The organism is Lysobacter sp. N42 (genome assembly GCF_004344885.1).
Genome location: NZ_SKFB01000001.1, coordinates 751,677 through 778,335 on the forward strand (window position 1 = coordinate 751,677; position 26,659 = coordinate 778,335).

General features: G+C 45.2%; 24 protein-coding genes. 4 read left to right on the forward strand and 20 right to left on the reverse strand.

Annotation, left to right across the window (positions count from 1 at the left end; genetic code table 11):
* Positions 1-5 precede the first annotated feature (5 nt).
* From lepA to rpoE, 5 genes are all read right to left on the reverse strand, one after another.
* Positions 6-1,823: a translation elongation factor 4 gene (gene lepA, locus EYQ95_RS03740; RefSeq protein ID WP_111914046.1), complete on the reverse strand. Its 1,818-nt coding sequence runs from the start codon at positions 1,821-1,823 to the stop codon at positions 6-8.
* A 104-nt stretch (positions 1,824-1,927) separates the two neighbouring features.
* Positions 1,928-2,359 (reverse strand): SoxR reducing system RseC family protein, encoded by a 432-nt coding sequence (locus tag EYQ95_RS03745; protein WP_111914045.1) that lies wholly within the window; start codon positions 2,357-2,359, stop codon positions 1,928-1,930.
* On the reverse strand, positions 2,356-3,321 hold the full coding sequence (locus EYQ95_RS03750; RefSeq protein ID WP_165924687.1) for a MucB/RseB C-terminal domain-containing protein: 966 nt from the start codon (positions 3,319-3,321) through the stop codon (positions 2,356-2,358). Before EYQ95_RS03750 ends, EYQ95_RS03745 begins: the two co-directional genes overlap by 4 nt.
* A 79-nt stretch (positions 3,322-3,400) precedes the next feature.
* The gene (locus EYQ95_RS03755; protein ID WP_111914043.1) at positions 3,401-4,021 is read right to left on the reverse strand and encodes a sigma-E factor negative regulatory protein; all 621 of its coding nucleotides are present in this window, start codon (positions 4,019-4,021) and stop codon (positions 3,401-3,403) included.
* A 20-nt stretch (positions 4,022-4,041) separates the two neighbouring features.
* On the reverse strand, positions 4,042-4,623 hold the full coding sequence (rpoE, locus tag EYQ95_RS03760) for an RNA polymerase sigma factor RpoE (RefSeq protein ID WP_111914042.1): 582 nt from the start codon (positions 4,621-4,623) through the stop codon (positions 4,042-4,044).
* Between the two features lie 174 nt (positions 4,624-4,797).
* Here rpoE and nadB point away from each other — a divergent pair, with 174 nt between their 5' ends.
* Entirely contained in the window at positions 4,798-6,396 is a 1,599-nt protein-coding gene (gene nadB / locus EYQ95_RS03765; protein ID WP_111914041.1) for an L-aspartate oxidase, read from the forward strand.
* A 7-nt stretch (positions 6,397-6,403) separates the two neighbouring features.
* On the opposite strand, the gene EYQ95_RS27140 is transcribed toward nadB, so the two are convergent.
* Together EYQ95_RS27140 and EYQ95_RS03770 are read right to left on the reverse strand one after the other, a co-directional pair.
* A complete protein-coding gene (locus EYQ95_RS27140; RefSeq protein ID WP_368665638.1) occupies positions 6,404-6,805 on the reverse strand; it encodes a protein YgfX in 402 nt (133 codons plus the stop codon).
* A 3-nt stretch (positions 6,806-6,808) separates the two neighbouring features.
* The gene (locus EYQ95_RS03770) at positions 6,809-7,081 is read right to left on the reverse strand and encodes a succinate dehydrogenase assembly factor 2 (protein WP_111914040.1); all 273 of its coding nucleotides are present in this window, start codon (positions 7,079-7,081) and stop codon (positions 6,809-6,811) included.
* Between the two features lie 175 nt (positions 7,082-7,256).
* On the opposite strand from EYQ95_RS03770, the gene EYQ95_RS03775 reads away from it, so the two are divergent.
* Positions 7,257-8,129 (forward strand): folate-binding protein YgfZ, encoded by an 873-nt coding sequence (locus tag EYQ95_RS03775; protein ID WP_111914039.1) that lies wholly within the window; start codon positions 7,257-7,259, stop codon positions 8,127-8,129.
* 17 nt (positions 8,130-8,146) lie between these two features.
* Positions 8,147-8,632 (forward strand): peptidylprolyl isomerase, encoded by a 486-nt coding sequence (locus EYQ95_RS03780; protein WP_111914038.1) that lies wholly within the window; start codon positions 8,147-8,149, stop codon positions 8,630-8,632.
* A gap of 88 nt (positions 8,633-8,720) precedes the next feature.
* On the opposite strand, the gene EYQ95_RS03785 is transcribed toward EYQ95_RS03780, so the two are convergent.
* From EYQ95_RS03785 to EYQ95_RS03805, 5 genes are all read right to left on the reverse strand, one after another.
* Positions 8,721-11,795, reverse strand: a complete 3,075-nt coding sequence (locus EYQ95_RS03785; protein WP_111914037.1) for an efflux RND transporter permease subunit — start codon at positions 11,793-11,795, stop codon at positions 8,721-8,723.
* Between the two features lie 20 nt (positions 11,796-11,815).
* A complete protein-coding gene (locus EYQ95_RS03790; RefSeq protein WP_207916211.1) occupies positions 11,816-12,931 on the reverse strand; it encodes an efflux RND transporter periplasmic adaptor subunit in 1,116 nt (371 codons plus the stop codon).
* A gap of 163 nt (positions 12,932-13,094) precedes the next feature.
* Positions 13,095-14,915, reverse strand: coding sequence for a signal peptide peptidase SppA (gene sppA / locus EYQ95_RS03795; RefSeq protein WP_111914035.1), 1,821 nt, complete (start codon positions 14,913-14,915; stop codon positions 13,095-13,097).
* Positions 14,916-15,005: 90 nt separating this feature from the next.
* Entirely contained in the window at positions 15,006-15,464 is a 459-nt protein-coding gene (locus EYQ95_RS03800; RefSeq protein WP_111914034.1) for a nucleoside deaminase, read from the reverse strand.
* A gap of 131 nt (positions 15,465-15,595) precedes the next feature.
* A complete protein-coding gene (locus tag EYQ95_RS03805) occupies positions 15,596-17,821 on the reverse strand; it encodes an NADP-dependent isocitrate dehydrogenase (RefSeq protein ID WP_111914033.1) in 2,226 nt (741 codons plus the stop codon).
* A 309-nt stretch (positions 17,822-18,130) separates the two neighbouring features.
* Here EYQ95_RS03805 and iscR point away from each other — a divergent pair, with 309 nt between their 5' ends.
* On the forward strand, positions 18,131-18,589 hold the full coding sequence (gene iscR / locus EYQ95_RS03810) for a Fe-S cluster assembly transcriptional regulator IscR (protein WP_111914032.1): 459 nt from the start codon (positions 18,131-18,133) through the stop codon (positions 18,587-18,589).
* A gap of 12 nt (positions 18,590-18,601) precedes the next feature.
* On the opposite strand, the gene EYQ95_RS03815 is transcribed toward iscR, so the two are convergent.
* The 8 genes from EYQ95_RS03815 to EYQ95_RS03850 all read right to left on the reverse strand — a co-directional run bounded on the left by EYQ95_RS03815 (position 18,602) and on the right by EYQ95_RS03850 (position 26,652).
* Positions 18,602-19,012 carry a SufE family protein gene (locus EYQ95_RS03815; protein ID WP_111914031.1) on the reverse strand — a complete coding sequence of 137 codons (411 nt, stop codon included), beginning with the start codon at positions 19,010-19,012 and terminating at the stop codon, positions 18,602-18,604.
* Between the two features lie 29 nt (positions 19,013-19,041).
* A complete protein-coding gene (sufT, locus tag EYQ95_RS03820) occupies positions 19,042-19,572 on the reverse strand; it encodes a putative Fe-S cluster assembly protein SufT (RefSeq protein WP_111914030.1) in 531 nt (176 codons plus the stop codon).
* Between the two features lies 1 nt (position 19,573).
* Positions 19,574-19,933 carry an iron-sulfur cluster assembly accessory protein gene (locus tag EYQ95_RS03825; protein WP_111914029.1) on the reverse strand — a complete coding sequence of 120 codons (360 nt, stop codon included), beginning with the start codon at positions 19,931-19,933 and terminating at the stop codon, positions 19,574-19,576.
* 33 nt (positions 19,934-19,966) lie between these two features.
* On the reverse strand, positions 19,967-21,190 hold the full coding sequence (locus tag EYQ95_RS03830; protein ID WP_111914028.1) for an aminotransferase class V-fold PLP-dependent enzyme: 1,224 nt from the start codon (positions 21,188-21,190) through the stop codon (positions 19,967-19,969).
* Positions 21,187-22,437 carry a Fe-S cluster assembly protein SufD gene (sufD, locus tag EYQ95_RS03835; RefSeq protein ID WP_111914027.1) on the reverse strand — a complete coding sequence of 417 codons (1,251 nt, stop codon included), beginning with the start codon at positions 22,435-22,437 and terminating at the stop codon, positions 21,187-21,189. Before sufD ends, EYQ95_RS03830 begins: the two co-directional genes overlap by 4 nt.
* Positions 22,434-23,192 (reverse strand): Fe-S cluster assembly ATPase SufC, encoded by a 759-nt coding sequence (sufC, locus tag EYQ95_RS03840; RefSeq protein WP_111914026.1) that lies wholly within the window; start codon positions 23,190-23,192, stop codon positions 22,434-22,436. Before sufC ends, sufD begins: the two co-directional genes overlap by 4 nt.
* Positions 23,193-23,194: 2 nt before the next feature.
* Positions 23,195-24,631 (reverse strand): Fe-S cluster assembly protein SufB, encoded by a 1,437-nt coding sequence (gene sufB / locus EYQ95_RS03845; protein ID WP_111914025.1) that lies wholly within the window; start codon positions 24,629-24,631, stop codon positions 23,195-23,197.
* 110 nt (positions 24,632-24,741) lie between these two features.
* Positions 24,742-26,652: a hypothetical protein gene (locus tag EYQ95_RS03850; RefSeq protein WP_111914024.1), complete on the reverse strand. Its 1,911-nt coding sequence runs from the start codon at positions 26,650-26,652 to the stop codon at positions 24,742-24,744.
* Between the last annotated feature and the right edge of the window lie 7 nt (positions 26,653-26,659).

The following is a 26,659-nucleotide window of genomic DNA, read 5'->3' on the forward strand; positions in this document are numbered from 1 at the left end:
TTGCCCTACTTTCCGGTTTTAAGTACAGCAAGAAATGCTTCTTGAGGAACTTCAACATTCCCTAACTGCTTCATGCGCTTCTTACCTTCTTTCTGTTTCTGTAATAGTTTTTTCTTACGGCTTACGTCACCACCATAACACTTTGCGGTTACGTTTTTACGCAATTGTTTTACCGTGCTTCGCGCAATAATGTGGTTACCAATTGCCGCTTGAATTGCGATATCAAACATTTGGCGCGGAATAAGCTCTCGCATTTTCTCCACCACCTCACGACCGCGCGACTGGCTAATGCTACGGTGACAAATCATGGCTAAGGCATCTACACGTTCACCGTTAATCATTATATCGACCCTAACCATGTCTGATGGTTCAAATCGTTTGAAATGATAATCAAGTGACGCATAACCTCTACTGGTCGACTTCAAACGGTCAAAGAAGTCCATCACAACTTCAGCCATGGGTAGGTCGTAGGTTAAAGCCACTTGCTTACCGTGATAGCCCATGTCTTTTTGCACACCACGTTTCTCTACACAAAGTGTAATAACGTTACCCACGTGCTCTTGTGGCACTAAAATATTAGCTTCAACAATAGGTTCATAGATTTCTTCGATGTCGTTTACCGGCGGTAAATATGCAGGGTTATCCACCTTAAGTTCTTTACCGTCAGTAGTTTGCACTTTATAAACTACTGTTGGTGCGGTAGTGATAAGGTCAATGTCATATTCACGCTCTAATCGTTCTTGAATAATTTCCATGTGCAACATACCCAAGAAGCCACAACGGAAACCAAAACCCAAAGCACTTGAATTTTCAGGTTCAAAGAACAACGACGCATCGTTCAGGCTTAACTTATCAAGTGCATCGCGGAAGTTCTCGTAATCATCAGAGCTTATCGGGAACATACCCGCGTACACCTGAGGTTTAACCTTCTGAAAGCCTGGCAACGGCTTTTCAGCTGGAACTTTGGCGTGGGTTAACGTATCGCCTACTGGCGCACCATGAATGTCTTTTATACCGGAAATGACATAGCCCACTTCACCAGCACGAAGTACACCCGTTTCAGTTTGTTTTGGTGTGAAAATACCCACTTTATCCACTAAGTGCGCCTGGCCCGTCGACATAACCTTCATCTTTTCGCCAACGCGAAGTACGCCTTTTTTGATACGCACTAAGGAGACAACGCCTTGATAATTGTCGAACCAAGAATCGATGATTAGAGCTTGCAGTGGCTCTTCGTCTACTGCATCGTCTTTCGGTGAAGGAATTTGTTTTACAATGCGCTCAAGCACTTCTTTAATTCCGATACCGGTTTTCGCTGAACACTGAACCGCGTCAACTGCTTCTATACCTACAATATCTTCAATTTCTTGCGCGATAGCCATCGGATCGGCTTGTGGAAGGTCAATTTTGTTCAGTACAGGAACGACTTCAAGGTCCATGTCTATTGCGGTGTAGCAGTTCGCTAGAGTTTGCGCTTCCACACCCTGCGCGGCATCAACAACCAATAGCGCACCCTCACAACCAGCAAGGCTACGAGACACTTCGTACGAGAAGTCAACGTGACCCGGCGTATCGATAAAGTTAAGTTGATAGCGTTCACCGTCGTCCGCATCATAATAAAGCGTCACACTTTGCGCTTTGATAGTAATTCCACGCTCACGTTCAATATCCATCGAGTCTAAAACTTGCTCGGCCATCTCACGATCCGTTAACCCGCCACAAAAATGAATAAGACGATCGGAAAGCGTCGACTTACCGTGGTCGATATGGGCAATAATAGAAAAGTTACGGATATTCTCTTTAGCGATGCCTTGTTGGCTCATGCATACCTCAATCACGATGAAAACACGGTTTAGAATGAAACCGTTTCAATTTCTTAGGCGGGAATTTTACTGACTTTTGCAAGTTACCACAATCAAAGCCGACGCTAATCGACAGCTTTTATGGAAAGGGACTTTTGAATCCGAATATCACGGCGTCTGAAATAGGCTTTCAGCAGCCCAAAAGTTAATCCGCTACCCAACAGTCCCAGCAAAATACTTGTGAGCTCTTCCTGTGGTTGCAGCCAGTATCCTAATGATGCTCCTACAACGAGTCCGACAAGCGGCAACCCGTACATAAGAAAAGAAAAAACCATCATATCTTGCTCGGGTATCAATAGCTCAACACTGTCACCAATTTGCAATGGCTCCGTTGAATACACCGACACTATACCCTCTCTGTGCGGCATAGCTTTACTCAATAAACCGGTACCACAATGGCTTTGGTGTGAGCACCCTGAACAGCCTGACTTGATCTGAGTTTTAACTTCAATGTGTTGACCTTGAATGCTAGAAACTATTCCAAGTTCTCTAATCATTGACCGTTAACCCTCTCAACAGACCGGGCAACTCGCTCTGCCAATGGAATAGGAATTTTGCCGACAACGGTTACCGTAAAGGGTCCTTTATCCACCGAAACCACGGAATATAGGCTTTGTACACGCACCGGCGCGGGTCGCTCTTCACCAGAGTTCACATAAACAGAAAACTGGGTCATGCCATCAGAAAACAGCATATGGTCGGCTAGAGAGGTAAAGGGTGAAAGCTCTACCATTTGCTGCCTCACTAGCTGAAAACCAATAGGCTTACCTTCAACCACCCAACTTTGGGTTGAATCCGATTCGCGCCCTGTACTTAGCATTCTAGGCATTTGAACCTCAGAAACTGAGCGCTCTAAATCTTCAATCGGGTGTTGTTGATATTCAAAGTGGCTAAGTAAAACTTGGCTGAGCAACTCTCCCTGAGGCGCAAACGTTTTCGCACCAAGTAACATGCCAGTGTTACGGTCAATATAAAACGAATAATTGTAGCGCTCCGCATCTTTTGGAAGTAATCGAACATGAATCGCTTGGGTATCTAAAACACGCACCCCACCCGCAAGGACGATGTCGTACGACGAGGAAAGACGAGAAACGGGAGTGTGAATACCTTCAGGCCATGGACCTATAATGTGCGACCCCTCGGTCGAATATGAATCTCCCACAGACTGAAAGTAAGACAAGCGATTATTAACGCGAATTATGGGTTGAGGTGGACCGTCAAGCTGCTCCAGCACTTCTACTTCACCATTTTCCGCATTAACCGAGTGCAGCCAACGGTACATCTGCATTCCAAACGGGTCTATGGCTACAAATTTTGCTGAAAAATTTAGTGTTCTCAGGGCTTCTTGCATGCGTGAAAACCAGGCTTCCCCGGCTTCACGTGCATCTAAACGTTGTGGCGGGTCTTGTTGCGGCAATTCGTCTTCAGATTGCGCAAATGCTGTTGGTTGCAGCAGCATAACCACACCAACAACAGTGAATAAAAAGCAACTTATTCGACTACGCATCAAAAACTAAAACCTCATACCCTAGCTAAAACTATGGATTGTTCTGCTCTTCTTCAAGCTCTGAAGTTTCAGGCTCAGAAACCTGCTGAGACTGAACTTGCATATAGTGGTTTTGCAGATAAGACTGAATTTGCATACGCATACGCATACGCTCTATATCTTGTTCTGAATACTGGCTTTGCTGTGGTACCACTGCGTCATAACTTACTGGGTTTATCGTTCCCCCAAGCGGCATAGTTTGCAGCACAGGAGTTGCGGCTTGGTTTGTAACCTCAGCGCTACCCGTTGTTCCCAGTGTTGAACCATCGTCAATACGTTGATACTGCATTACGCCAACAACCGTAATAAGTGCCACGCTCGCGGCAACAGCAACGTTGGCTGCTGGCTTCAGCCATTGTTTAAAATTAACAACGGCTTTGCGACCAGAGTTAGGGGCCAAAATTGGAGGCTCCTGCTCTACCACGCTGGCTACAGCTGCAGAAATATCAACAGGTCCACCATGGTACTCTCCGCGAATCGCCGAGCGTAATACATGGTAGCGCGCCCATGTTTCTCGCTGTTCACTACTTTCGACTAGCGCATCAACACTTTCAGACGTAACTTCAAAGTCGTCCGTTAAGCCTGAAAGATGCTCATGTTGATGTTTGGTCATATTCAAGATCCTCAAATCGTTTACTCTTGATCTAACAAGGGCCGAATGCGTTCATCAATGGCTTCACGCGCTCGAAATATCCTTGAACGAACGGTCCCAATAGGACAGTCCATAGTTTGTGCGATCTCTTCGTACCCCAGCCCATCAAGCTCTCTCAGAGTAATCGCTTGTTTTAAGTCATCTGGTAAATCGTCTATCGCCTTCATCACAGTCTGCTTTAGCTGATCAGACATCATTAAGCTTTCCGGCGTTGCGATTTCCTTTAATGCCTGTCCTTGCTCCATAAATTCAACGTCTTCAATATCAACGTCTGAACCGACAGGTTTACGACTCCTTGAAACTAAATAATTTTTCGATGTATTCACCGCAATACGATACAGCCAGGTATAAAACGCACTTTCACCTCTAAAATTAGGGAGTGCACGATACGCTTTTATAAATGTTTCTTGCGCCACGTCGGCTACGTCACCAGGTTGTTTTACGTACCTAGACACAAGACTCATTATTTTGTGCTGATACTTCTTTACCAACACATCAAACGCACGTTGATCACCTCGCTGTACTCGCTCAACCAGCTTTTGATCAATTTCTTGTTCGCTCATCAGAGCCCACTCTCTCCTCGACTGAACTTCCTAGTTTTCCATGCTTTGAAGCAGGCTCTTACATCGTTATGTAACATCTAGACACACACTACTTCGAAAAGTTCGCATTTTTTTTCTAATGAAGGGTAAAATTAGTAATTAAACATACAATATCTTATCAAGGTTCTTTGCGCTATGTACTCATGCGATGTGCTCATCATTGGAAGTGGAGCAGCCGGTTTGTCTTTGGCTTTACAAAAAGCTAAGACCGCAGATGTCATTGTTTTGTCGAAAGGGCCATTAAAAGAAGGCTCTACTTATTACGCTCAGGGCGGCATTGCTGCGGTATTCGACGAAAATGACAGTATTGAGTCCCATGTAGAGGACACCTTACGTGCCGGCGCAGGTATTTGTAATCGCGAAGTTGTTGAATATACAGCTTCACACGCTAAAGAAAGCCTCCAATGGCTCATCGAGTTGGGAGTAGCTTTCGACCAAGAAAAATCCGACGACGGTAGCGCAAAGTTTCACCTTACACGCGAAGGTGGTCATAGCCATCGAAGAATTTTGCATGCTGCGGACGCGACAGGAAAGGCAGTACAAACAACTTTGGTTGAACAAGCGTTGGCTCACCCAAGAATTCAAGTCCTCGAAAACTACAATGCGGTAGACCTAATTTTAGCTACGGTGAATGAGCAAAGACGTTGTGTGGGTGCATATGTTTGGGACCGCGAAAGCGAATGTGTTCATACGATTAGCGCTAAATTCACTGCACTTTGCACTGGCGGCGCCAGTAAGGTTTACCAATACACATCAAACCCCGATGTTGCGAGTGGCGATGGTATTGCCATGGCCTGGCGAGCCGGTTGTCGTGTGGCGAATATGGAATTTAATCAGTTTCACCCCACTTGTTTGTACCACTCGCAAGCCCAAAACTTTTTGTTGACCGAGGCATTACGTGGCGAAGGCGCGTATTTAAAACGCCCTGACGGAACACGGTTTATGCCTGACTTTCACGAAGCAGCAGAACTAGCGCCCAGAGACGTAGTTGCACGCGCGATTGATTTCGAGATGAAGCGTCTAGGTGCTGATTGCATGTATTTAGACATCTCACACAAAGAACCAGAATTTATTCGTCAGCATTTCCCTAATATCTATGAAAAGTGCAAGAGCCTAGATATTGATATTACTCGCGAACCCATGCCAGTTGTTCCTGCAGCCCACTACACTTGTGGCGGCGTAATGACAGACCTAAACGCACAAACCGACATAGAGTGCTTGTATGCTATTGGTGAAGTGGCATATACGGGACTTCATGGTGCGAATCGTATGGCGAGTAACTCACTTCTCGAGTGCGTAGTATTTGCCCGTGCAGCGGCAAAGCATATGCTGGAGAATATGGCTGAAATAGCGATACCCACAAATCTTCCTGAATGGGACGAAAGCCAAGTTACAGACTCTGACGAAGAAGTCATTATTCAGCATAACTGGCACGAATTACGTTTGTTTATGTGGGACTACGTGGGCATTGTGCGCTCAAATAAGCGCTTAGAGCGCGCGGCTCGCCGCGTAGAGTTACTTCAGCATGAAATTCACGACTACTATTCAAACTTCAAAGTTCGAAATAACTTGTTAGAACTGAGGAATCTAGCCCAAGTTGCTGAACTTATAATAAAAAGTGCACAGCAACGGAAAGAAAGTCGTGGTTTACATTACACACTGGATCATCCTGAAACTCATTCGACTTCAGAGCCTACGGTACTGATACCTTCTAAGGGCAATTTACCCCGTTAATACACTTCTAGTAGTTAATATCATTGGCGACGCGGCGTAACCGTCGCCAATCTCTCATTGCGTACTGATCTCGCCAGAGTAATATCCACTGCGGTGTTTGTCGGCGATAGCGCACATGCAACCAAATACAAATGGGCGTAATTAGCGCCGGCCTTAAAATTATAAAGTGTGTGTCCGCTGAGTCATTCATTCCTACTCCTTCAGCCGAAACAAAGAATGTCGGTGAAATACAGGTTGCTTTTAAATAGCTTCTTAAAAGCAGCTTGGAGGAAAGGACTCCAAGTAGGGAAAGTGAGGGAGAAATAATAAGAAAAACGGCAGATACCATACAAAGAACTAAACAGAGGTCTGCGAACTTAAGAGCAAACGCAGACCGCTGTGAAGCAAATAACCAGTATTTACGCGTCAAAGATTAAACTTTTACCCTTTTCAGCATCAACTCAACCATGCCCGCCAGCTCTGGATCAGGACATTTCTGATGCCCCATAAACCAGGCAAATAAGTCGGGGTCGTCACAGGTAATTAAGCGTCTGAAAACGGCTTGTTGCTCATTGCTAAGTGCATCGTAAGCTTCGTCGACAAAGGGTTCAAACAACACGTCTAGCTCTAACATGCCTCTGCGACACGCCCAACGCAATCGGCGTTTATCTTTTAGCTTTTCTTCTGATTGACGAACTAAATCCATGCCCTACCTCAAATGGTCAATTCAGTGATGACATAAAGTTTATCAAAATTAATCGCTTCGAGCTTTATTTTCATTGTAATTCATCAGCTAAATCCCATATTAACCATTAGTCTTACAATTTATGTTCGTTATCAAAGAAGTTACACTGACGGAAATTATTTGAGAGGTACCAGCAATGGATTTGAGTCCCCACCTTCCCCAAGAAACGATTAAGTTTCCTGTTTCAAGCTTAAATTTACTTAAAGTATCAGGTGCCGACGCGGTAACTTATCTACAAGGCCAACTTACGTGCAACGTGAAAACTTTAGAAAATGGTCACTGGATTCCAGGGGGCTATTGCACAGTACAAGGAAAATTACTAAGTGCATTTCGTGTGGGCAAATTTAACGACGAGTTCTTAATTATTCTCCCCGCTGATAACGCAGAGTTGGTTTTAACTAATCTAAAAAAGTTTGGAGTATTTAGCAAAGTTGAGATTACCGATGAAACCCACCGCTTTATATTTAGTGCTGCATGGTCAAGCAACTCGTCAAATAATTCGGGAACTCTTGAATACAGTGAAGAAAGCTTAATTTGGAATATAGCTCCGAGTATTACTCTAACTGTTGAAGAAAGTGATAAAGCACAATCAGAGGATAGCGATAATGTTTGGCAACAAGCCATGTTCGCTACCAATTGGATAGATGTTCCAAGCACAATGCTGGGGGAACAACTTCCACAAGCGTTTAACCTTGACGTTAACGACGGTATCAACTTTAAAAAAGGTTGTTACTTGGGACAAGAAGCGGTAGCTAGAATGCACTATCGTGGCCAAACAAAGCGTCGCGCTAGCCGCTTTTTAGGGAACGCGGACGTATTACCTAGACCTGGCGAAACACTTCAAACAAAAGTTGGGGAAAACTGGCGCCGTGCGGGTGCGATTCTTAGCGCAGTACGTTATCATGACGGGGTCGTCGCGCTTGTTGCGCTGGTGTCTGTCGATTTAGAAGCATCAGCACAATGTCGCGTAGAGGGACAGGACGACAGTCAATTCACCCGCTGTCCCTAATAAACGGAAAAGATTTCATGAGTGATACAATCAGCCAAGATAAAGCCGTTACAATTCATTATGCCGTAAAGAGCCCTAATGGAGACGTGTTAGACCAATCTTCTGAAGAACGTCCACTAGCGTTCATCTTTGGTCGTGGCATGCTCATTCCAGGACTTGAGAAGGCTCTAGAAGGCAAGACAACTGGCGACGAGCTTAGCACTGTTGTAGCAGCCGCTGAAGCATACGGCGAGCGCCACGATGGTCTGATTCAAACCGTTCCTAAAAACTTGTTCGGCGAACAAGAAGTAACGCCTGGCATGCAGTTTCGTGCAACAACCGACAATGGCGAACAGTCTGTAGTTGTTGTTGAAGTTAACGAATCTGAAGTTACTGTAGACGGTAACCATCCGCTAGCGGGAATGGACTTATCATTCGACGTTAAAGTTGTAGACGTACGCGACGCAACTGCGGAAGAGCTTGACCACGGTCATATTCATGGCCCAGGTGGCGTTGAACATTAATTTCAACGTTCTCCAATAAAAAACGGCGTAGCTTAAAAGCTTACGCCGTTTTTTTATGTCTTTAGTAGCTAAAAGAGCTACCGCAAGCTTAGCTTGCGGCAGGTTCAACTTCAGAGTCCGATGGTGTTCTGTCTTTCGCCAACACCATGTAGATAGCCGGTACTACGAATAATGTAAACAAAGTACCAATTGTCATACCCGATGCGATGATCAGACCCATTGCGAATCTTGAGGCAGCACCAGGGCCACTAGCTACCAACAGTGGAAGCATCGCAAGTACAGTGGCCGCGGTCGTCATCAGAATCGGACGTAGACGAATTGATGCAGACATTTCTATAGCTTCACGCTTAGACTTGCCCTCTTCTTGCAACTGGTTAGCAAATTCCACAATCAAGATACCGTGTTTAGCAATCAAGCCAATCAGCGTAACCAAGCCTACCTGAGTATAAATATTCAAACTGGTAAAGCCTAAGCTTACAAAGATTAAAGCACCACAAATACTCATGGGTACCGTCACAAGTACAATAATCGAGTCTTTGAATGATTCAAATTGCGCAGCTAGAACCAAGAAGATAATCACCAACGCAAAGAAGAAAGTTACAACAAGCTGCTGCCCTTCTGTCTTAAATTGACGCGATTGCCCTGCATAGTCGACGACAACACCGTCTGGCATTATTTCCGCAGCTGAAGTCTCTAAAATATTCAGAGCTTCACCCAGAGAAACGCCTGGTCTCGGAATACCTGATATCTTCACCGCATTTAGCTGCTGGAAGCGGTTCAATTGTCTTGGTTGAACAGAGCTTTCTAAAGACACCAAAGTATCTAAAGGAATAAGCTCGCCCTGCTGGTTCCTTGTATAGAAGTTCTTCAAGCTCTCAGCGGTAAGTCGTTCACCACGTTGCACTTGAGGAATAACTCTGTACGAACGGTTTTCCAGCGCAAACCTTCCCGCATAGGCCCCTGCCATTAACGAGCCAACGTCTGCAGACAGTTGCGCCATGTCCACACCCATCAAGGAAGCTTTTTCCCGATCAATAAGGATTGTTTCGCGCGGACGGTCGATGCTCAAGTCAGTATCGAGCATAATAAAGCGCCCCTGGCTCATCGCATCTTGCATGATTTCATTAGCGACCTCTTGCAAGGTTTCAAGAGGCTGCGTTGAACTCACCACAAACTCGACAGGTAAACCACCACCTGGACTTGGAAGTGAAGGAGGAACAATCGCAAATACCTGTAAACCTGGAATTTGGTCTACAAAAGGTTGAATGTCTTCATTTAACACTTCTTGAGTTGAACGCTCACGCTCACTCCATGCTTGCAAGCCCAAACCTGTACCAGCGGTGTTCGACCCCATCATGCCGTTAATAACAAACGCCATTTCAATTTCTTCGACGTCTTGTTGTAGAGCAGCAAACTGGTCTGTGTTTTGTTCTACATAATCTAGTGTTGCATAACTGTCTGCTTCACTGATCATGAAAACAAAGCCTAAGTCTTCTTGCGGTTCAAGCTCAGAACTACTGCTCGCAAACAAGAAGTAGCATGAAATAAGAATCAAGATACCAAACAGAACCAGCACCGACTTAGTTTCTAAAGCACCATGAAGTGTGCGTTTATAACGTCCATTCAGGTTATTAAAACGCGTGTCTAGCCACTGTTCGAATTTAGGTTTCTGCGACCCGTCACGATGAGAGCGCAACATGCGCGAGCACATCATAGGTGACAAGGTTAGTGCAACAACACCAGAAAGAATTACGGTAGCCGCAAGGGTAAACGCAAACTCAACGAACAGCGTACCAGTTAATCCACCGATAAACCCAATCGGAACGAATACGGCAACTAACGTAGTGGACATTACGATAATTGGGCCTGCTAACTGACGCGCACCTTTAATAGATGCCTCCATTCGCGACATGCCCTCTTCTAAATGACGCTGAATGTTTTCCAACATAATAATCGCGTCATCCACCACGATACCTATGGCGAGAACCATAGCGAGGAGCGTTAGCAAGTTAATCGAGAAGCCCAGCAGCAACATGAGGAAGAACGTGCCTACTAGCGAAAGCGGTACAGCAACAGCAGGAATAATTACCGAACGTAAAGAACCTAAGAAAGCGTAAATCACGGCAAGTACGATAACTAAAGCAAGCACAATGGTCATAACCACTTCGTCAATTGCATTTTCAATATACTCAGTAGAGTCGTATGAAATACTTGCGTGCAAGCCTTCTGGCAATTGAGTAATAATCTCGCTGTTCCACACCTCACGCACTTGCGCAATCACTTCAAGCGCGTTGGCATCAGGTGAAATTTCAATACCGATAAAAGTAGCTTTTTGGCCATTGTATCGAGCCGATGCGTTATAGCTTTCCGCACCCAGTTCAATTTCTGCAATATCAGCAAGTCTAACTACCGCATCGTCGTCGGAACGCACAATCAGTGCTTCAAAGTCTTCTACTGAACGTAGGTCTGTGTCTGCATTCACGTCTACAGCTACACGTTGGCCTTTGGTACGTCCAACGGCTGAAAGTACATTATTGCGACCAAGTGCACCCATAACTTCCGAGCCGGTAACGTTCATTGCAGCCATACGCGCTGAATCTAGCCAGATCCGCATTGCGAACGTTTCGCCACCCAAAATTTGAGCACGTTGTACACCAGGAATCGTTGCCAGCTTCGGTTCCACTACCCGTACAAGGTAGTCTGTAATCTGGTTCCCTTCGAGAATGTCGCTGAAAAACGACAAGTACATTGCGGCGGTGTCTTGGCCCACGCTTAAGTTAACAACCGGCTCTTGCGCGTCTTCAGGTAAATCACTGCGCATTTTGTTCACTTGCGCAGCAATTTGCGTTAAGGCGTCATTTGGATCGTAATCCAACCGCAAGAAAGCCTGAATTGTACTCATACCGGCTGAAGACGACGATGTTATGTAATCGATACCTTCAGCTGCTGCAATTTCACGCTCGAGAGGTGTTGTAATAAAGCCCTGTACTAAGTCAGCATCGGCGCCAATGTAGGCTGTAGTAACAGTTACAGCAGCATTTTGAATTTCTGGAAACTGACGTACATTCAAGTCAAGCATGGCACGCAAGCCGACGAGGAACATCAGCAAGCTTATAACCGTTGCAAGGACCGGCTTACGAATAAATATGTCGGTAAATTTCATAGTCTACTAACCGTTCCTTGTTACTCGTTGTCAGGAGTTGGAGCTGTCTCTTCTGGTGGCTGGTACGCTGGGTTATCGTTTATTTGCACTGGAACGCCGTTTCTCAACTTAAGCAACCCAGACGTAGCCACACGTTCGCCTAGCTCTAAACCTTCAATAACCTCTACCATATCGCCACGCTCTTGACCTGTTCTGATCAGGCGTTGCTGCACTGACAATCCAGAGCTCGACTCCTCTGATTCGCTAATGACGTATACAACGTTACCGTAAGGGTTAAACTGTATAGCAGTACGAGGAATCATCTTCACCGAGCGAGGCTCACCTTGCGTCAGTTCAACTCGGCCAAACAAACCAGAACGTAGTTTGTTCTCTGGGTTGTCTACAGTCGCCTGCACTTCAAAAGTACGAGTTGCACTATTTACACGTGGTTCAAGCGCACTAATAGTTCCCACAAACGTTTGGTCGTTATAAGCGTCGGCGACAATCGAAACAGAATCACCTTCGTTCACCGTGCCCAAAAAACGCTCAGAAAGAGTGAAATTCAAGTAAATAGGATTAAAAGACTCAAGGTAAACTAAGCTTTGGCCTGCATTTACAAATTGCCCAAGGTGTACGCGGCGAATCCCCACTAAACCACTGAAAGGTGCGCGTATTGTTTTGCGATCAATTAAGGTTTGCTGAGCCTTAACTGCAGCCTGAGCTTGCTGTAACTGACTCTGTGCGCGCTGAATCTCTTGTTGCGACACGTTACCTTCGCCCACAAGAGGTTGTAGTCTGCGAACATCACGCTGCGCAATGTCTTCTGCCGCAAGTAAACGAGCTAGTTCAGCTTCGTCTATTTCGGTATCTAGTTGGAAAAGAACTTGACCGGCTTCAACCTGAACACCACTTTCAAATTCAATTGATTCAATAACGCCTGGGTACTGTGACGATACTTCAGTACCGTTCACTGGGTAGAATGTACCCACAGCCGTTAACGTACGAGACCAAGTGTCTTCTTTTACCTCGGTAGCCGTTGTTGTAACTGTAGGAATAGGCATATTGTCAAAGTAGTCATTCATGAAGTAACTGCCCACGGCTTTGTAGCCAAAGATTAGGCCGAATACTACTGCGGTAAGGACCAGCATGATGGTCATGCGTTTTGCTAACATTTACATTACTCCATGTAATATCGTTCGATTCTTTACGACCTCCATCATAACACAGCGGCTGTTACAGAATGAGTTCCCAAACGTTTAAAAAAAGTAATAAAAAAGCCCTAATGCACAGTTTGCATTAGGGCTTAATCAGGATAAAAACTTACTCACATTCTATACAACGAACGTAAGCTCCTCTTGGATCATTAAACTGATTGAAGATTAAATATGCTTCGCGCATTTGTCCCATTACTTCTGGCATTGCAGCGTGTGACTGTCCCAAACCTAAGTCAGCGAATAACTGCTGCATAAACGAAGGTTCATAGCTTGGCCATTTAGCTTTTGGTGATTCTAGCCCCGCTAACTCACCAGCACGAGCAACAGCGTCTGCAAGTGTACCAAGCGTATCTACCAAGCCTAGCTCTAACGCTCTTTCGCCAGACCAAACCTGACCTTGAGCAACGGCATGCACTTCATCACGAGTCATACCACGAGCTTCACCAACAAGGTCTAAGAAGTCATCGTAAATCGCATCAATACTCGCCTGTACAACTGCGCCTAGCTCTGGAGTAATCGGTTGTGTTTGAGAAAATGCTGGGTAATTCGTGGTGCTAACACCATCAAAGTTGATGCCAACCTCTGCAAGCGTCTCATCTATGGTTGGAATCAAACCGAAAACGCCAATTGAGCCAGTAATGGTGCTTGGCGCAGCAATAATTTCGTCTGCACCTGCAGAAATCCAATAGCCACCTGAAGCAGCTACTGAGCTCATTGACGCAATAACAGGTTTACCGGCTTCGCGAAGGTTCAGTAACTCCTGACGAATAACCTCAGACGCGAATGCACTTCCGCCTGGGCTATCAACACGTAACACTACAGCTTTTACGTTGTCGTCAAAACGCGCATCACGAAGTTCGCTAGCTAAACGATCGCCACCAACTTCTGTAGGAAGGCCAGAACCGTCTACAATAGTACCTTTTGCAAAAATGATAGCTACTTGTTGATCACTACCGTTGCTTTCGAAGTTTTGGTTCGTTACTGAGTCTGGCAAAGTTTGCCAATACGTGCGGTGAGAAATCTGCACAAAAGAGTGATGCTCGTCGTCACGACCTGCTACTTCAATGATACGCTCGCGCATTTCTTCGCGGTGTAAAAGTTCATCCACCATACCGGTATTCAAAGCAGCCATAGCCATATCCATATCTGCCGCTTCAAGCTCAGCTAGAAAATCTTCAAAGTTACCTGAAACCATACGGTCAGAAATTTCACGAGCATCTTGTACCGTTACAAGATATTGCTGCCATTGCTCATTTAACCAACCACTCAAGTTTTCACGAGCTTCGTCAGACATTTCGCTAAGTAAGTACGGTTCAACCGCAGATTTATAATCGCCCACACGGAATACGTTTACTTTTACTTTCAGCTTCTCTAAAAGCTCTGCAAAATAAGGACGCTCAGAACGGAAACCTTCCAGCATTGCTCCGCCAAGTGGATTCAAAAACACATGGTCAGCTTGGCTAGCCAATAGGTATTGCGATTGGCTGTAGTTACTACCCATCGCATAAACAGGCTTACCACTTGCCTTAAATTCTTGAATTGCCTCAGCAAGCAACGTTACTTTGTTTAGCCCAGCACCCGAGAATTGACTGAGTTCAAGTACTAACCCTGAAATTCTGTCGTCTTGGCTTGCCTGCTCTAATGTGGTGATCAGTTCATACAACGACTCTGCAGGAGGCGCCGCGTTACCGAGCGCTTCTTCTATAGCCTTTTGAATCGGGTCTTCAGATACCCGAAATTCAACTAAGGTTCCTTTAGGGGCGAGTACCAACATTGCACCCTCTGGAACTTCCGGCTCTTCACTCGGTGAAAATATCGCTGAAACAACGAAGATAATAACCAATACCGTCAAGATATGCGCAACATAGCGACGTAAATTCGAAAGTATGGTTCCTAATTTCCCAAAAATGGAAGCTAAAAATTTCATAAATTGCTCCTCATGAGCATTAGTGGTTTATTGTTATTCTATCCAAGATTGCACAAGGGTTAACCAATAGAGTGTAACAACTCATTACAACTAGCTGTTGTGCCCAGGACACTCACCAATATCTTCATTCCAGATATCAGGGCGGCGCTCGATAAAGTCGGCCATAAGTTCAATACAACGTTCATCATTAAGCTCGATAACGTTAACACCGGCTTCTCGCAACCACTCTAAATGGCCAGAGAAGTTTCTAGACTCACCTACAACCACCGTACCTATATTGAATTGGCGAATTAAACCAGAGCAATACCAGCACGGGGCCAAGGTCGTCACCAAGGTTTTATTGCGATAGTTAGTTTGTCTACCTGCCTTGCGAAAAGCATCTGTTTCACCATGTACAGAAGGGTCGTTGTCTTGAACACGACGATTTCGCCCTTTCCCCAAAAGTGAACCGTCTTCATCAAAAAGTGCAGCGCCTACCGGTACGCCCCCCTCTTCATAGCCACGCCGAGCTTCCTTCAACGCTACATCTAACATGTCTTGTTCTGTCATAACTGCATTCCCATATGAATCTCAATAAAAACATTACCCTTGTCTTAGCAAGCTGACAATAGAACAAATAACAAAAAAGCCCATCGTTCACACGATGGGCTTTTAGAAGTTCGACTAGATACTTTAATCGATTATAAGGCAGCTAGTGCTTCATTAAGCTTCTGGCAAGGGCGCATAGCTTTTGACACAAGCTCACTGTTTGGCTGATAGTAACCACCAATTTCTACAGCTACACCTTGAACTTGGTTTAGTTCATCAATGATAGCTTGCTCATTTTCAGTAAGGTTTTGCGCTAAAGGCTTAAAGCGTTCCTGCAGTTCGGTGTCCGTTGACTGGTTTGCAAGAGCCTCTGCCCAATACATTGCTAAGTAGAAGTGGCTACCACGGTTGTCGATTTCACCCGCTTTACGCGAAGGCGACTTGTTATTTTCTAGAAACTTCGCAGTTGCAGCGTCTAGCGTGTCCGCAAGAACCTGTGCTCTAGCGTTTCCAGTCACCCGACTTAAATGTTCGAAAGAAGCTGCCAATGCTAAGAACTCACCTAGCGAGTCCCAGCGTAAGTGGTTTTCTTCAACAAATTGCTGAACATGTTTCGGAGCAGAACCACCAGCACCTGTTTCAAACAAACCACCACCATTCATAAGTGGAACAATAGACAGCATTTTCGCTGACGTATTCAACTCAAGAATAGGGAATAAGTCAGTAAGGTAATCACGTAATACGTTACCCGTTACTGAAATGGTGTCTTTACCGTCTTTCATGCGCTGCAATGAATGGCGTGTTGCTTCAACAGGACTAAGAATTTGAATATCTAAACCAGTCGTGTCGTGCTCTTGCAGATACGCTTCAACTTTCGCGATCAACTCTCGGTCGTGTGCGCGTTCGCTGTCTAACCAAAATACTGCTGGCATGCCACTTTGCGAAGAACGTGTAACCGCAAGCTTAACCCAGTCGCGAATTGGTGCGTCTTTTACCTGGCACATGCGCCAGATATCACCCTGCTCAACACTATGAGAGAAAACAATCTCACCGTCTTCGTTCAATACTTTGACTGTACCGTTAGAAGGAATTTCAAAAGTTTTGTCGTGTGAACCGTACTCTTCAGCTTTTTGAGCCATCAAACCAACGTTAGGTACTGTACCCATAGTCGCAGGGTCAAACGCACCATTTTCTTTACAGAAATTAATGGTTTCTTGATAAACGCCTGCATAACAACGATCTGGAATCATTGCTTTGGTATCAGCCTGAGTATTGTCTGGAGTCCACATTTTACCTGAGTCACGAATCATAGCAGGCATTGACGCGTCAATGATGATGTCACTTGGTACGTGCAGGTTAGTAATACCCTTGTCAGAGTTAACCATAGCTAGTGCTGGGTTCGTGTTATAAACCGCAAGTAAGTCTTCGCGAATTGCGTCCGCTTTGTCGGCTGGTAGCTTCTCTAACTTCGCGTACAAGTCTCCAATACCGTTAGTCGCGTCAAAACCTACAGCTTTTACATCGTCAGCATATTTAGCCAATACGTCTTTGTAGTAAACACGCACAGCATGACCGAACATGATAGGGTCAGAAACCTTCATCATGGTCGCTTTAAGGTGAAGTGAAAGTAAAACGTCTTCTTGCTTTGCTGCAGCTGTTTCTTTCTCATAGAACTCAACTAGCTTTTGCTTGTTCATTACGGCTGCGTCAACAACTTCACCTTCTTGCACTTTTACGCCGTCTTTCAAAACTGTCTCAGAGCCGTTGCTCTCAAGTACAATTTTCAAAGAGCCAGCTGCAGGCATAGTTGCAGATTGTTCGCTGCTATAGAAGTCACCGTCTTGCATATGAGCTACGTGAGTTTTTGAATCTGACGTCCAAGCCCCCATTTTGTGCGGATGCTTTTTCACGTAGTTCTTTACAGAGCTTGGTGCACGACGGTCCGAGTTACCTTCACGAAGCACTGGGTTAACCGCACTTCCTTTTACTTTGTCGTAACGCGCTTTAATATCTTTTTCTTCGTCGTTTTGCGGCTCAAAAGGATAGTCTGGTAGCGCATACCCTTGGTTTTGAAGCTCTTTAATCGTTGCAGTTAGCTGAGGGATAGACGCAGAAATGTTTGGAAGCTTAATAATGTTTGCTTCAGGGGTTTTCGCAAGCTCCCCTAGCTCAGTTAACGCGTCAGCAATACGCTGATCTTCGTTCAAGTATTCTGGAAATACAGCCAATACGCGACCGGCTAGTGAGATATCACGGGTTTCAACTGAAACACCTGCTGCTTTTGCAAAGCTTTGGATAATCGGCAGCAAAGAATACGTAGCTAAACGTGGCGCTTCGTCTGTTTCAGTATAAATAATCGTAGATTTATTCGTTGACATAGTCATTCCTATTCGTGAAATCACCCTTCAGTAAGCGGTGTTATAGGCCAGATACGGGGCGCATATTATCGCACCATGGCGTAAAATTTTCAATTTCCTCAAACGCTTCTAGAGCGCTGTCTCGAATTCTTATATTGAGTCTTCCTAGACCGATTTCAAGAACACGCTCAATATCAATGCATGTTGCTCATAAACCTGAACAAAACAGCGTCTTTTAGCCTGTTTACATACTTGACTAAATTAGTCGGATTATGGGATTCTAACACTGTTATATGACCCCATGGTTAACGTGCAGTTAGTGAGAAAATTATGAGACTAACATCTAAAGGACGATACGCTGTTACCGCTATGTTAGACGTAGCACTTCATGGCAACGAAGCACCCGTTCCTCTCTCAGACATAGCTTTAAGGCAAGGCATTTCCTTGTCATATCTAGAGCAGTTGTTTGCAAAGTTACGTAGAGCCTCAATAGTCCAAAGCATTCGTGGACCTGGTGGTGGGTACAAGCTTCTAAAAGATCCTGAAGAAGTGTCTGTAGGTCATATAATTCAAGCGGTAAATGAGTCTGTAGACGCAACCAAGTGTCACGGTAAAAGCAATTGCCACGCTGGCGAACAATGTATCACCCACCATTTGTGGACAGATTTAAGTGATCGCATAGCAGACTTTCTTGATGAAATTTCCCTCGCAAGCCTGATGACGCGCTCTCAGCAGGAACAAGCGGCAGTTATTACGGATAAACAACGTATTCCGGTTCAGCCTGCCTAACGGGAACTTGGGTTAAACTTTTGCGCTGGCTAACGATTTAATTTGTCCGACTATCGCGCGCAATCCGTTTCCACGCGTTGGTGAAATGTGGTTTTCTAAATCTAACGATTGGAAATACGCATCAATATCGAAGGCTAAAATATCTTCAGGTTTTTTCTCATTGTACGCGGCAAGTACAAGCGCTAATAAACCACGAACAATAAGCGCGTCGCTGTCTGTCCGAAAGGCTAAAACATCACCTTTGGTCTCATCGATCAACCACACATCGCTTTGACAACCTTTAACTTTATACTCAGGTTGCCTTTCACTCTCGTCTAATTTCGGTAAAGCCTTACCCAAATCAATAATGTATTGGTAACGGGATTCCCAGTCGTCGAGAAACTCAATATCTTCAACGATGTCGTTTGGCGACGGTAGCTTCATGTTCTGTCAATTTCCGTTTTTATTACGCTTTAAAAGAATAAACCGGCTTCGAGCTGCGCTTCTTCGCTCATTTTATCTCTAGACCAAGGAGGATCGAACACTAAGTTGACCTTCACAGCGTCAACATTAGGAACCATACCAACACGGTACTCTACGTCACCTACAAGCACGGGGCCCATGCCACAACCTGGTGCAGTTAGAGTCATATCGATATCAACCGCTTTGCTCTCTTGATCAATGCTCACTTTGTAAATCAACCCCAGTGACACAAGGTTGATGGGTATTTCTGGGTCATAAACCGTTTCTAACGCATCCCAAACCTGTTGCTCAACAATCTCATCTTGTTCAGGCTCATCAAAAGACAACGTTAATGCTTTTCGACCAATAGCGTCTGCATCGGTACCGTCTATACGCAGCATGTTACCACGCCATGTCACGGTATAATTACCACCCAAGTCTTGGGTTATATTAACGAACTCCCCTGCCGGAATAGTTTCTTTCTGGCCAGAGGGTACTCGTCTTGCTTCAACACTGCGCGTAACCGAAACAATTTTATGCATGTTAATTCACACTAAAGCTTTCGCCACAACCACACTCGTCGATCACGTTAGGGTTGTTAAATTTAAGCACGCCATTCACACCTTCAAATACGTAATCAATCTCCGTATTTTTCAGCATCGGTATAGCGTCTTGAGCCACTGCTACGGTAACTTTGTCCGATACCTCGAGAACAATGTCATCTTCTTCGGCATGTTCTGCATAGTCAACGACATACGCAAAACCTGTGCAACCACTAGGTTTTGTGGAAAAACGAATAATTTGCTCAATACCCGCTTTAGCTAATTTCGACTCAAAATGACGAACAGCTTCCGGTGTAACAGTAATTACCGCTGAGTCAGGTACAAAAGTTTCAACAGACATTTAATACTCCCTACTTCTACAATGCATTTAGCATTACATCAGCATCGTTTGGGCTTTTTTCAACGCGTTAAAGAACACGTCAATTTCTTGCTTAGTATTGTATAAAGTAAATGAAGCGCGCGCGGTTCCTGGAACACCTAGGCGAGCCATTAACGGTTGTGCACAGTGGTCGCCAGTTCGAATAGCAACCCCTTGACGGTCTAAAATAAAACCAATATCTGCTGGGTGCACACCTTCAATCACAAAACTAAACACACCAATTTTGTTCGGCGAATTACCTACTAATCGTAATCCTTCTATTTCACTTGCTTTGGCAACCGCATAACTCATAAGTTCAGCTTCATAAGCTTTCACGGCTTGGCTATCAAATTGGCTAAACCATTCCAAAGCGGCCGCTAAACCAATCGCACCGGCTATGTTTGGCGTACCAGCCTCTAAGCGATTAGGCAACTTACCCCAAGTAGCGTCTTGGTAGGTCACTGTGGCGATCATTTCACCACCGGTTAACCATACAGGCCAATTTTCTAAAACTTCATAACGTCCCCATAGCACGCCTATGCCGGTAGGTCCGAACACTTTATGGCCTGAAAATGCGTAGAAGTCACAGCCAATAGCTTGCACATCAACGTCACCGTGGGCAACCCCCTGTGCTCCATCTATTAACACCAGAGCTTTTGGCGCCACCTGACGTACAGCTTTTACCATATCGATGACAGGGTTAACGGTTCCCAACGCATTAGAAATATGCGGAAAAGACGTAAAACGAGTATTTTCCGACAACTGCGCCTTAAAAGCCTCTAGCGTCAGTTCGCCTGAGTCTTCTATACTTGCTACTTTTAACGTCGCGCCAGATTTCTTACATGCCTGCTGCCAAGTCACTAGATTCGCATGATGTTCAAGTTCAGTAACAACAACTTCGTCACCAGCTTGTAACTGTTCAGCCATAGCTTTAGCAACAATATTAATGCCTTCGGTGGTACCGCTAGTCCAAATAATCTCTTCGACTCTTGCTGCACCAATAAATTTCTGAACAGTGCTTCTGGCATTCTCAAATTGGCGTGTCGCTTCATCCGACAAGAAATGCGCACCTCTGTGAACATTACTGTTGGTATTCGAGTAATAGTTTACCAATGCATCAATAACAACCTGTGGCTTTTGCGTGGTTGCCGCATTGTCTAAATACACCAAAGGATTGTTATGCACTTCACGAGCAAGAATTGGGAACTGCTTACGAATTGCTTCGATATCTAAGCTCATTGGCGCCCCATTTCTTCAAAACGTGCGCGCAGTTGCGGTTGTAACCAGTTCGCTAACGCTTTATTTGGCATTTGGTTGACCAATTCTTGAATAAAGCCAAAGTTCAGCATAACTAACGCTTTTGACTTGTTAATGCCGCGCGATAGCATGTAATACAACGCTTCGTCTGAGATTTCTGCAACGGTTGCACCATGCGCACATTGTACATCGTCTGCATAAATTTCAAGCTCAGGCTTAGTATTAATTTGTCCACCCCGAGAAAGCAGCAGATTACGGTTATTAAGTTCCGCTAGTGTTTTCTGAGCGTCGCGATGAATGTGGATACGACCATTAAACGTTGCACGAGCTTTGTCACCTACAATTCCTCTGGCGTTTTCTTCAGAAGTACCATTGGGCATCGTGTGTTCAATATTAGTGTGTAGGTCGAAATGCTCTTTGTAACCCAGCAAATAGACAGCATTCATTTTCGCATGTGCGTGTTCTGCGGCATGAATAATGTCTACATCTAAGCGGCTTAGCTCACTGCCATAACCCACAACAGTGCTATTTAGCTTAGATTCATTATGCAATTTGAAATGACATCCACCCACATGAATAGCTTGGCCACCATGCAACGCGAAACGATAGTGTTCTAGTTCGGCTTTGTCACCAATAACATATTCAGAGAACACGGTATTTAAGCTTTGCTCACTGCCGGTCCCATGTTCAATAACAGAGCACTTTGCGCCTTCACCAAGTTGCACGAAAACACGACTATGCGCTTCTACGCCATCGAGTGTGTAGTTCACTACTCGAATCGGCTGCTCCACAACAGTACCTGCATCGACTTCAATAAACAGGCCGCTATTCGCCAAAACATCGTTCACCAACCCAAATAAATGATGACTGGGTTTCGCCGAGTTCAACTTCGCTGCTGCGCCTGCTTCTAATTCATTCAAAGCACAAATCGACACGCCGTTAGGTAATTTAAGATCAGCAATAGAGGTTTGCAGTGAACCGTTAACCATAACGATGTCGATACTATTTAGGTCATCAACTTCGGGTGCGTCGAACTGTTCAGAGACCTCTGCATTGGTTTTTAGCGACAACTTCTCAACCGGGTGCAAAGATGTGTAACGCCATGCTTCAGTACGGCGAGTAGGCCACGATATGTCCTTTAACTTTGCAAGAGAAGCCTCTCGCAATGACGACAACGTTCCTGCGTCAGCTGAGCTACGTTCTAAAACATTGGCAAGCCACTGACTCATGCAGTTGCCTCCTCACCTTTTTCTAGCCAAGCATAACCACTTGCTTCAACTTCTTTCGCAAGCTCTGGACCACCACTTTTAACAATTTTGCCGTCAGCAAGAATGTGTACAAAGTCAGGTTCAATGAAATCAAGTAAACGCTGGTAATGCGTCACGACAATGAAGCTACGCTTACCGTCACGTTGGCTATTTACACCTTCAGCTACAACCTTCAATGCATCGATATCTAAACCAGAGTCCGACTCGTCTAGAATAGCTAGTTTAGGTTGCAACAAAATAAGTTGCATGATTTCGTTACGCTTTTTCTCACCACCCGAGAAGCCTTCATTCACGCCGCGTTTTAGGAAGTCGAGAGGTAAATTCACGTGCTTACATGCTTCTTTCGCCAGCTTTAAAAACTCAGCTGCTGTATAAGCCTCTTCACCACGTGCTTCACGAACAGCATTAACCGACTCTTTCATAAATTCCATATTGCTCACGCCTGGAATTTCCACCGGATATTGAAATGCTAGAAACAAACCTGCTTGTGCGCGCTCGTCTACTTCAAGATCTAATAAGTCACGCTCTGCAAATACAACGTTTCCAGACGTTGCTTCATAACCTTCACGGCCAGATAATAAGTAACCTAAGGTACTTTTGCCGGCGCCATTCGGCCCCATGATCGCGTGAACTTCGCCTTCACTAATTTCTAGGTTCAGTCCTTTTAGAATCTCTTTGTCTTCAACACTTACGTGTAAATTTTTAATCGATAACATGCTTACCCCACTGAACCTTCAAGACTAATTTCTAATAACTTGCCAGCTTCTACTGCGAATTCCATCGGTAGCTCTTTGAATACTTCTTTACAGAAGCCGTTCACTATCATCGAGACCGCTTTCTCAGCGTCTAAGCCACGTTGCTGACATAAAAACAATTGATCATCGCTAACTTTCGAGGTGGTAGCCTCATGTTCAACGATCGCAGACGGATTAGAACTTTCTATATACGGGAATGTATGCGCAGCACACGTATCACCGATAAGCAGAGAGTCACACTCAGTAAAGTTTCTCGCACCGTCTGAGTTTGGCCCCATTTTCACTAAGCCGCGGTATGCATTACTGCTGTTACCCGCGGAAATCCCCTTGGAAATAATGGTCGACTTGGTGTTCTTACCCAAGTGAATCATTTTTGTACCGGTATCCGCTTGTTGTCGCCCTCGCGTGAGCGCCACAGAATAGAATTCACCTACACTGTTGTCTCCACGAAGTACGCAGCTAGGATACTTCCAAGTAATTGCCGAGCCAGTTTCTACCTGTGTCCACGAAATCTTCGCATTGCGCTCGCACACACCGCGCTTGGTCACAAAGTTGTAAATACCGCCCTTGCCGTTTTCATCACCTGGGTACCAGTTTTGAACCGTGCTGTACTTAATTTCCGCATCATCCAACGCCACCAGCTCTACCACAGCTGCGTGCAACTGGTTCTCATCTCGTTGTGGTGCGGTACAGCCCTCTAGGTAGCTCACGTGGCTTCCTTCATCAGCCACAATAAGCGTTCTTTCGAACTGTCCAGTATTTAACTCGTTAATACGAAAATAAGTAGACAGCTCCATCGGGCAACGCACACCTTTTGGAATATAAACAAATGAACCGTCTGTAAATACTGCGCTGTTTAGCGCTGCAAAGAAGTTATCCCCACGAGGAACAACGCTTCCAATATACTTTTTAACTAGGTCAGGGTACTTCTCAATAGCTTCCGAAATCGGGCAGAAGATAACACCTGCCTCTTCTAGTTTTTCGCGAAACGTAGTGACCACTGAAACCGAATCAAAAACAGCGTCTACCGCAACACCGGCAAGCATTTCTTGCTCGTGTAGCGGAATACCTAGCTTTTCGTATGTGCGGAGCAATTCCGGATCAACCTCGTCTAACGACTTCGGCTTATCTTTCATGCTTTTAGGAGCTGAATAGTAAGAAATAGCTTGATAATCAACGGGATCGTAGCCCAAGTGTGCCCAATCTGGCTCTTTCATTTTTTGCCAGCTACGAAATGCCTGGAGGCGCCACTCTAGCATCCACTCAGGTTCATTTTTCATCGCTGAAATACCGCGAATAACGTCTTCATCTAGGCCAGCAGGAAAAGTATCAGATTCCACTTCTGATACAAATCCGGCGTCATATTTCCGTAATATGGCCTGTTCGATTTGTTCGCTCATTATAAATCCTCGTGACGGGTCGGTCAGATTGGCGCATATTATACCTTTCCCGACTATTTCACTCAACTATTCTAACAAGCGAAAATCTCTATTCTATTAAGCGAATATCTCTATCGGTCTGGCATAATCACAATAAGTTGGGTATCTGGTCCGCAATGAACGTGTTCATGCGTTTCTGGGTTCAGTTGCACACGTAAACCGTCGGGGTTTACACCGATGAGCACGCCCCCCTCTGCAATCACATATTGCTGTAACTCCGCGACCGCCATAGGCCGATACATAGACTCTGGCAGATAGCGCACTGAAAGATGTGCGCCAGCACTCGAAAGTAGATGGTCATACACCGAACGAATGGGCGGATACAATGCCACCTGCGCTAACACATGACTGATAACAACAGAACTTACAATAACGTCACTGTTGGCATGGTTCACATAAACTTCATTACTCTGGTCATGTAATTCAATTAACACATGCGGACGTTTTTCTTCTAAATTCTGCTGAGTTAAAAGAAAGTCCAACACCATTAGCCCCACTACTGTTCTAGCGTCAGCTTCTTCACCTGTACCTAAGCGGTCACTACTTAGCAACATAACATTGTCGAAAGACGCCAAAGGCAGGGCTTGCAGAGTATTCATGTCGGTGTAATCCGCTTCAATGAACTCGAACGTGCCCGGCCATTTGTCGCCCACTATTTTGTTTATTTTGCTCTTACGTTCTGCGGCTGAAGCAGTACTAATCAGGGTTATTTCGTATCTGCAATCTTGCTCCATCCCTAACTCTTTGATCAGCAGCGGAACACTCTGATTCCATCCTAAAATTAGAATTTTACGTCTTTTAGGTGCCGGTGGCGTTAATAAACGTTCGGTATGCTTGGACGGTATATAGCGCCGAGACTTCGAGAGCGGTGCTTTGTTGTCACTTTGCGAGGCAATAATCAGGATTTGGTCATGTTCTTGGATAACTTCACTGGCTGCTGGAGCCAGAATGGTCTGATTACGGCCTTCGTAACGACGCACGATGCCGCATGGTGTAACTTCTTCGAAGTAGCCAAAGACCTCCTGCCACTTACAACCAATAAATTGAGGAAAGTGCACGGGGATAATCTGTGACTGCTCGCTATCTAACAATATGGCATTCACCGTACTAGCCAAGCCCGGATAAAGAGCGCTTCGAGCCAAGATTCGAGCTACCATCAAGTCACCCGGAACCACCTGTAACGGGCCATTAAACGCATGAATAGCCACCGGTATTTTGGCAGCATCGCTAAGCTCTGCTACTACCGCAGGTTTGTTTGCACTATGAGCTGTTTGTGCATCAAGTGAAACCAGCATTTTAATGACATTTGCGTCGTTGGAAATTGAACTTTCACCGTCGTTTCGGCGCGACGGAATAATCACAGTTTTCGCATTCGATACTGCTACACGGTGCAGGTGTTCAGGGTTTAAAACAGAGCCCGAACGGAGCACAACACGGCGTTGTGTCCAAGTGCCCCAACGTTCAGATAGAACTTCATTAACCGGCCCACTAGTGATGTCTTCTGCAAGCGCCGCTATTCGGCTGCCGCTGCCTCGTTTAGGGCTGAAAGTGAGTAGTTCTCGAATCACTGGAATTGAGCGAGAATTCCACCCTAAAATAACGTGGTGGCCATTTAACGTAACTGGGGTTTGCCCCTGTTCTAGGTTGCGCATATTGCGGTATAACCATTGGGTCATAATCGCAACCAAGGTACCCATAAACAACACATAGCCAAATAGTGTCAACGCAGTGGAGATAACCCTACGCCACAGCCCCTCGTCATCACCAAGGTACCCAGGGTCAGTTAGACGAAGAAACGACCACCATACCTCTTCTCCAAGCTTGTACTCTGTCGGTACAAAAAAATAAGCCAGTAAACCACCGGAAACGGCAACAGCCAATACCACCAAGGCCACAAACAGTAATTGCGCTATTGCGCCACCACCAAGCATGCGCTCTGCATAATATTTTAAACGGTCGATCATCCTTAATTTGAATATCATAATTATT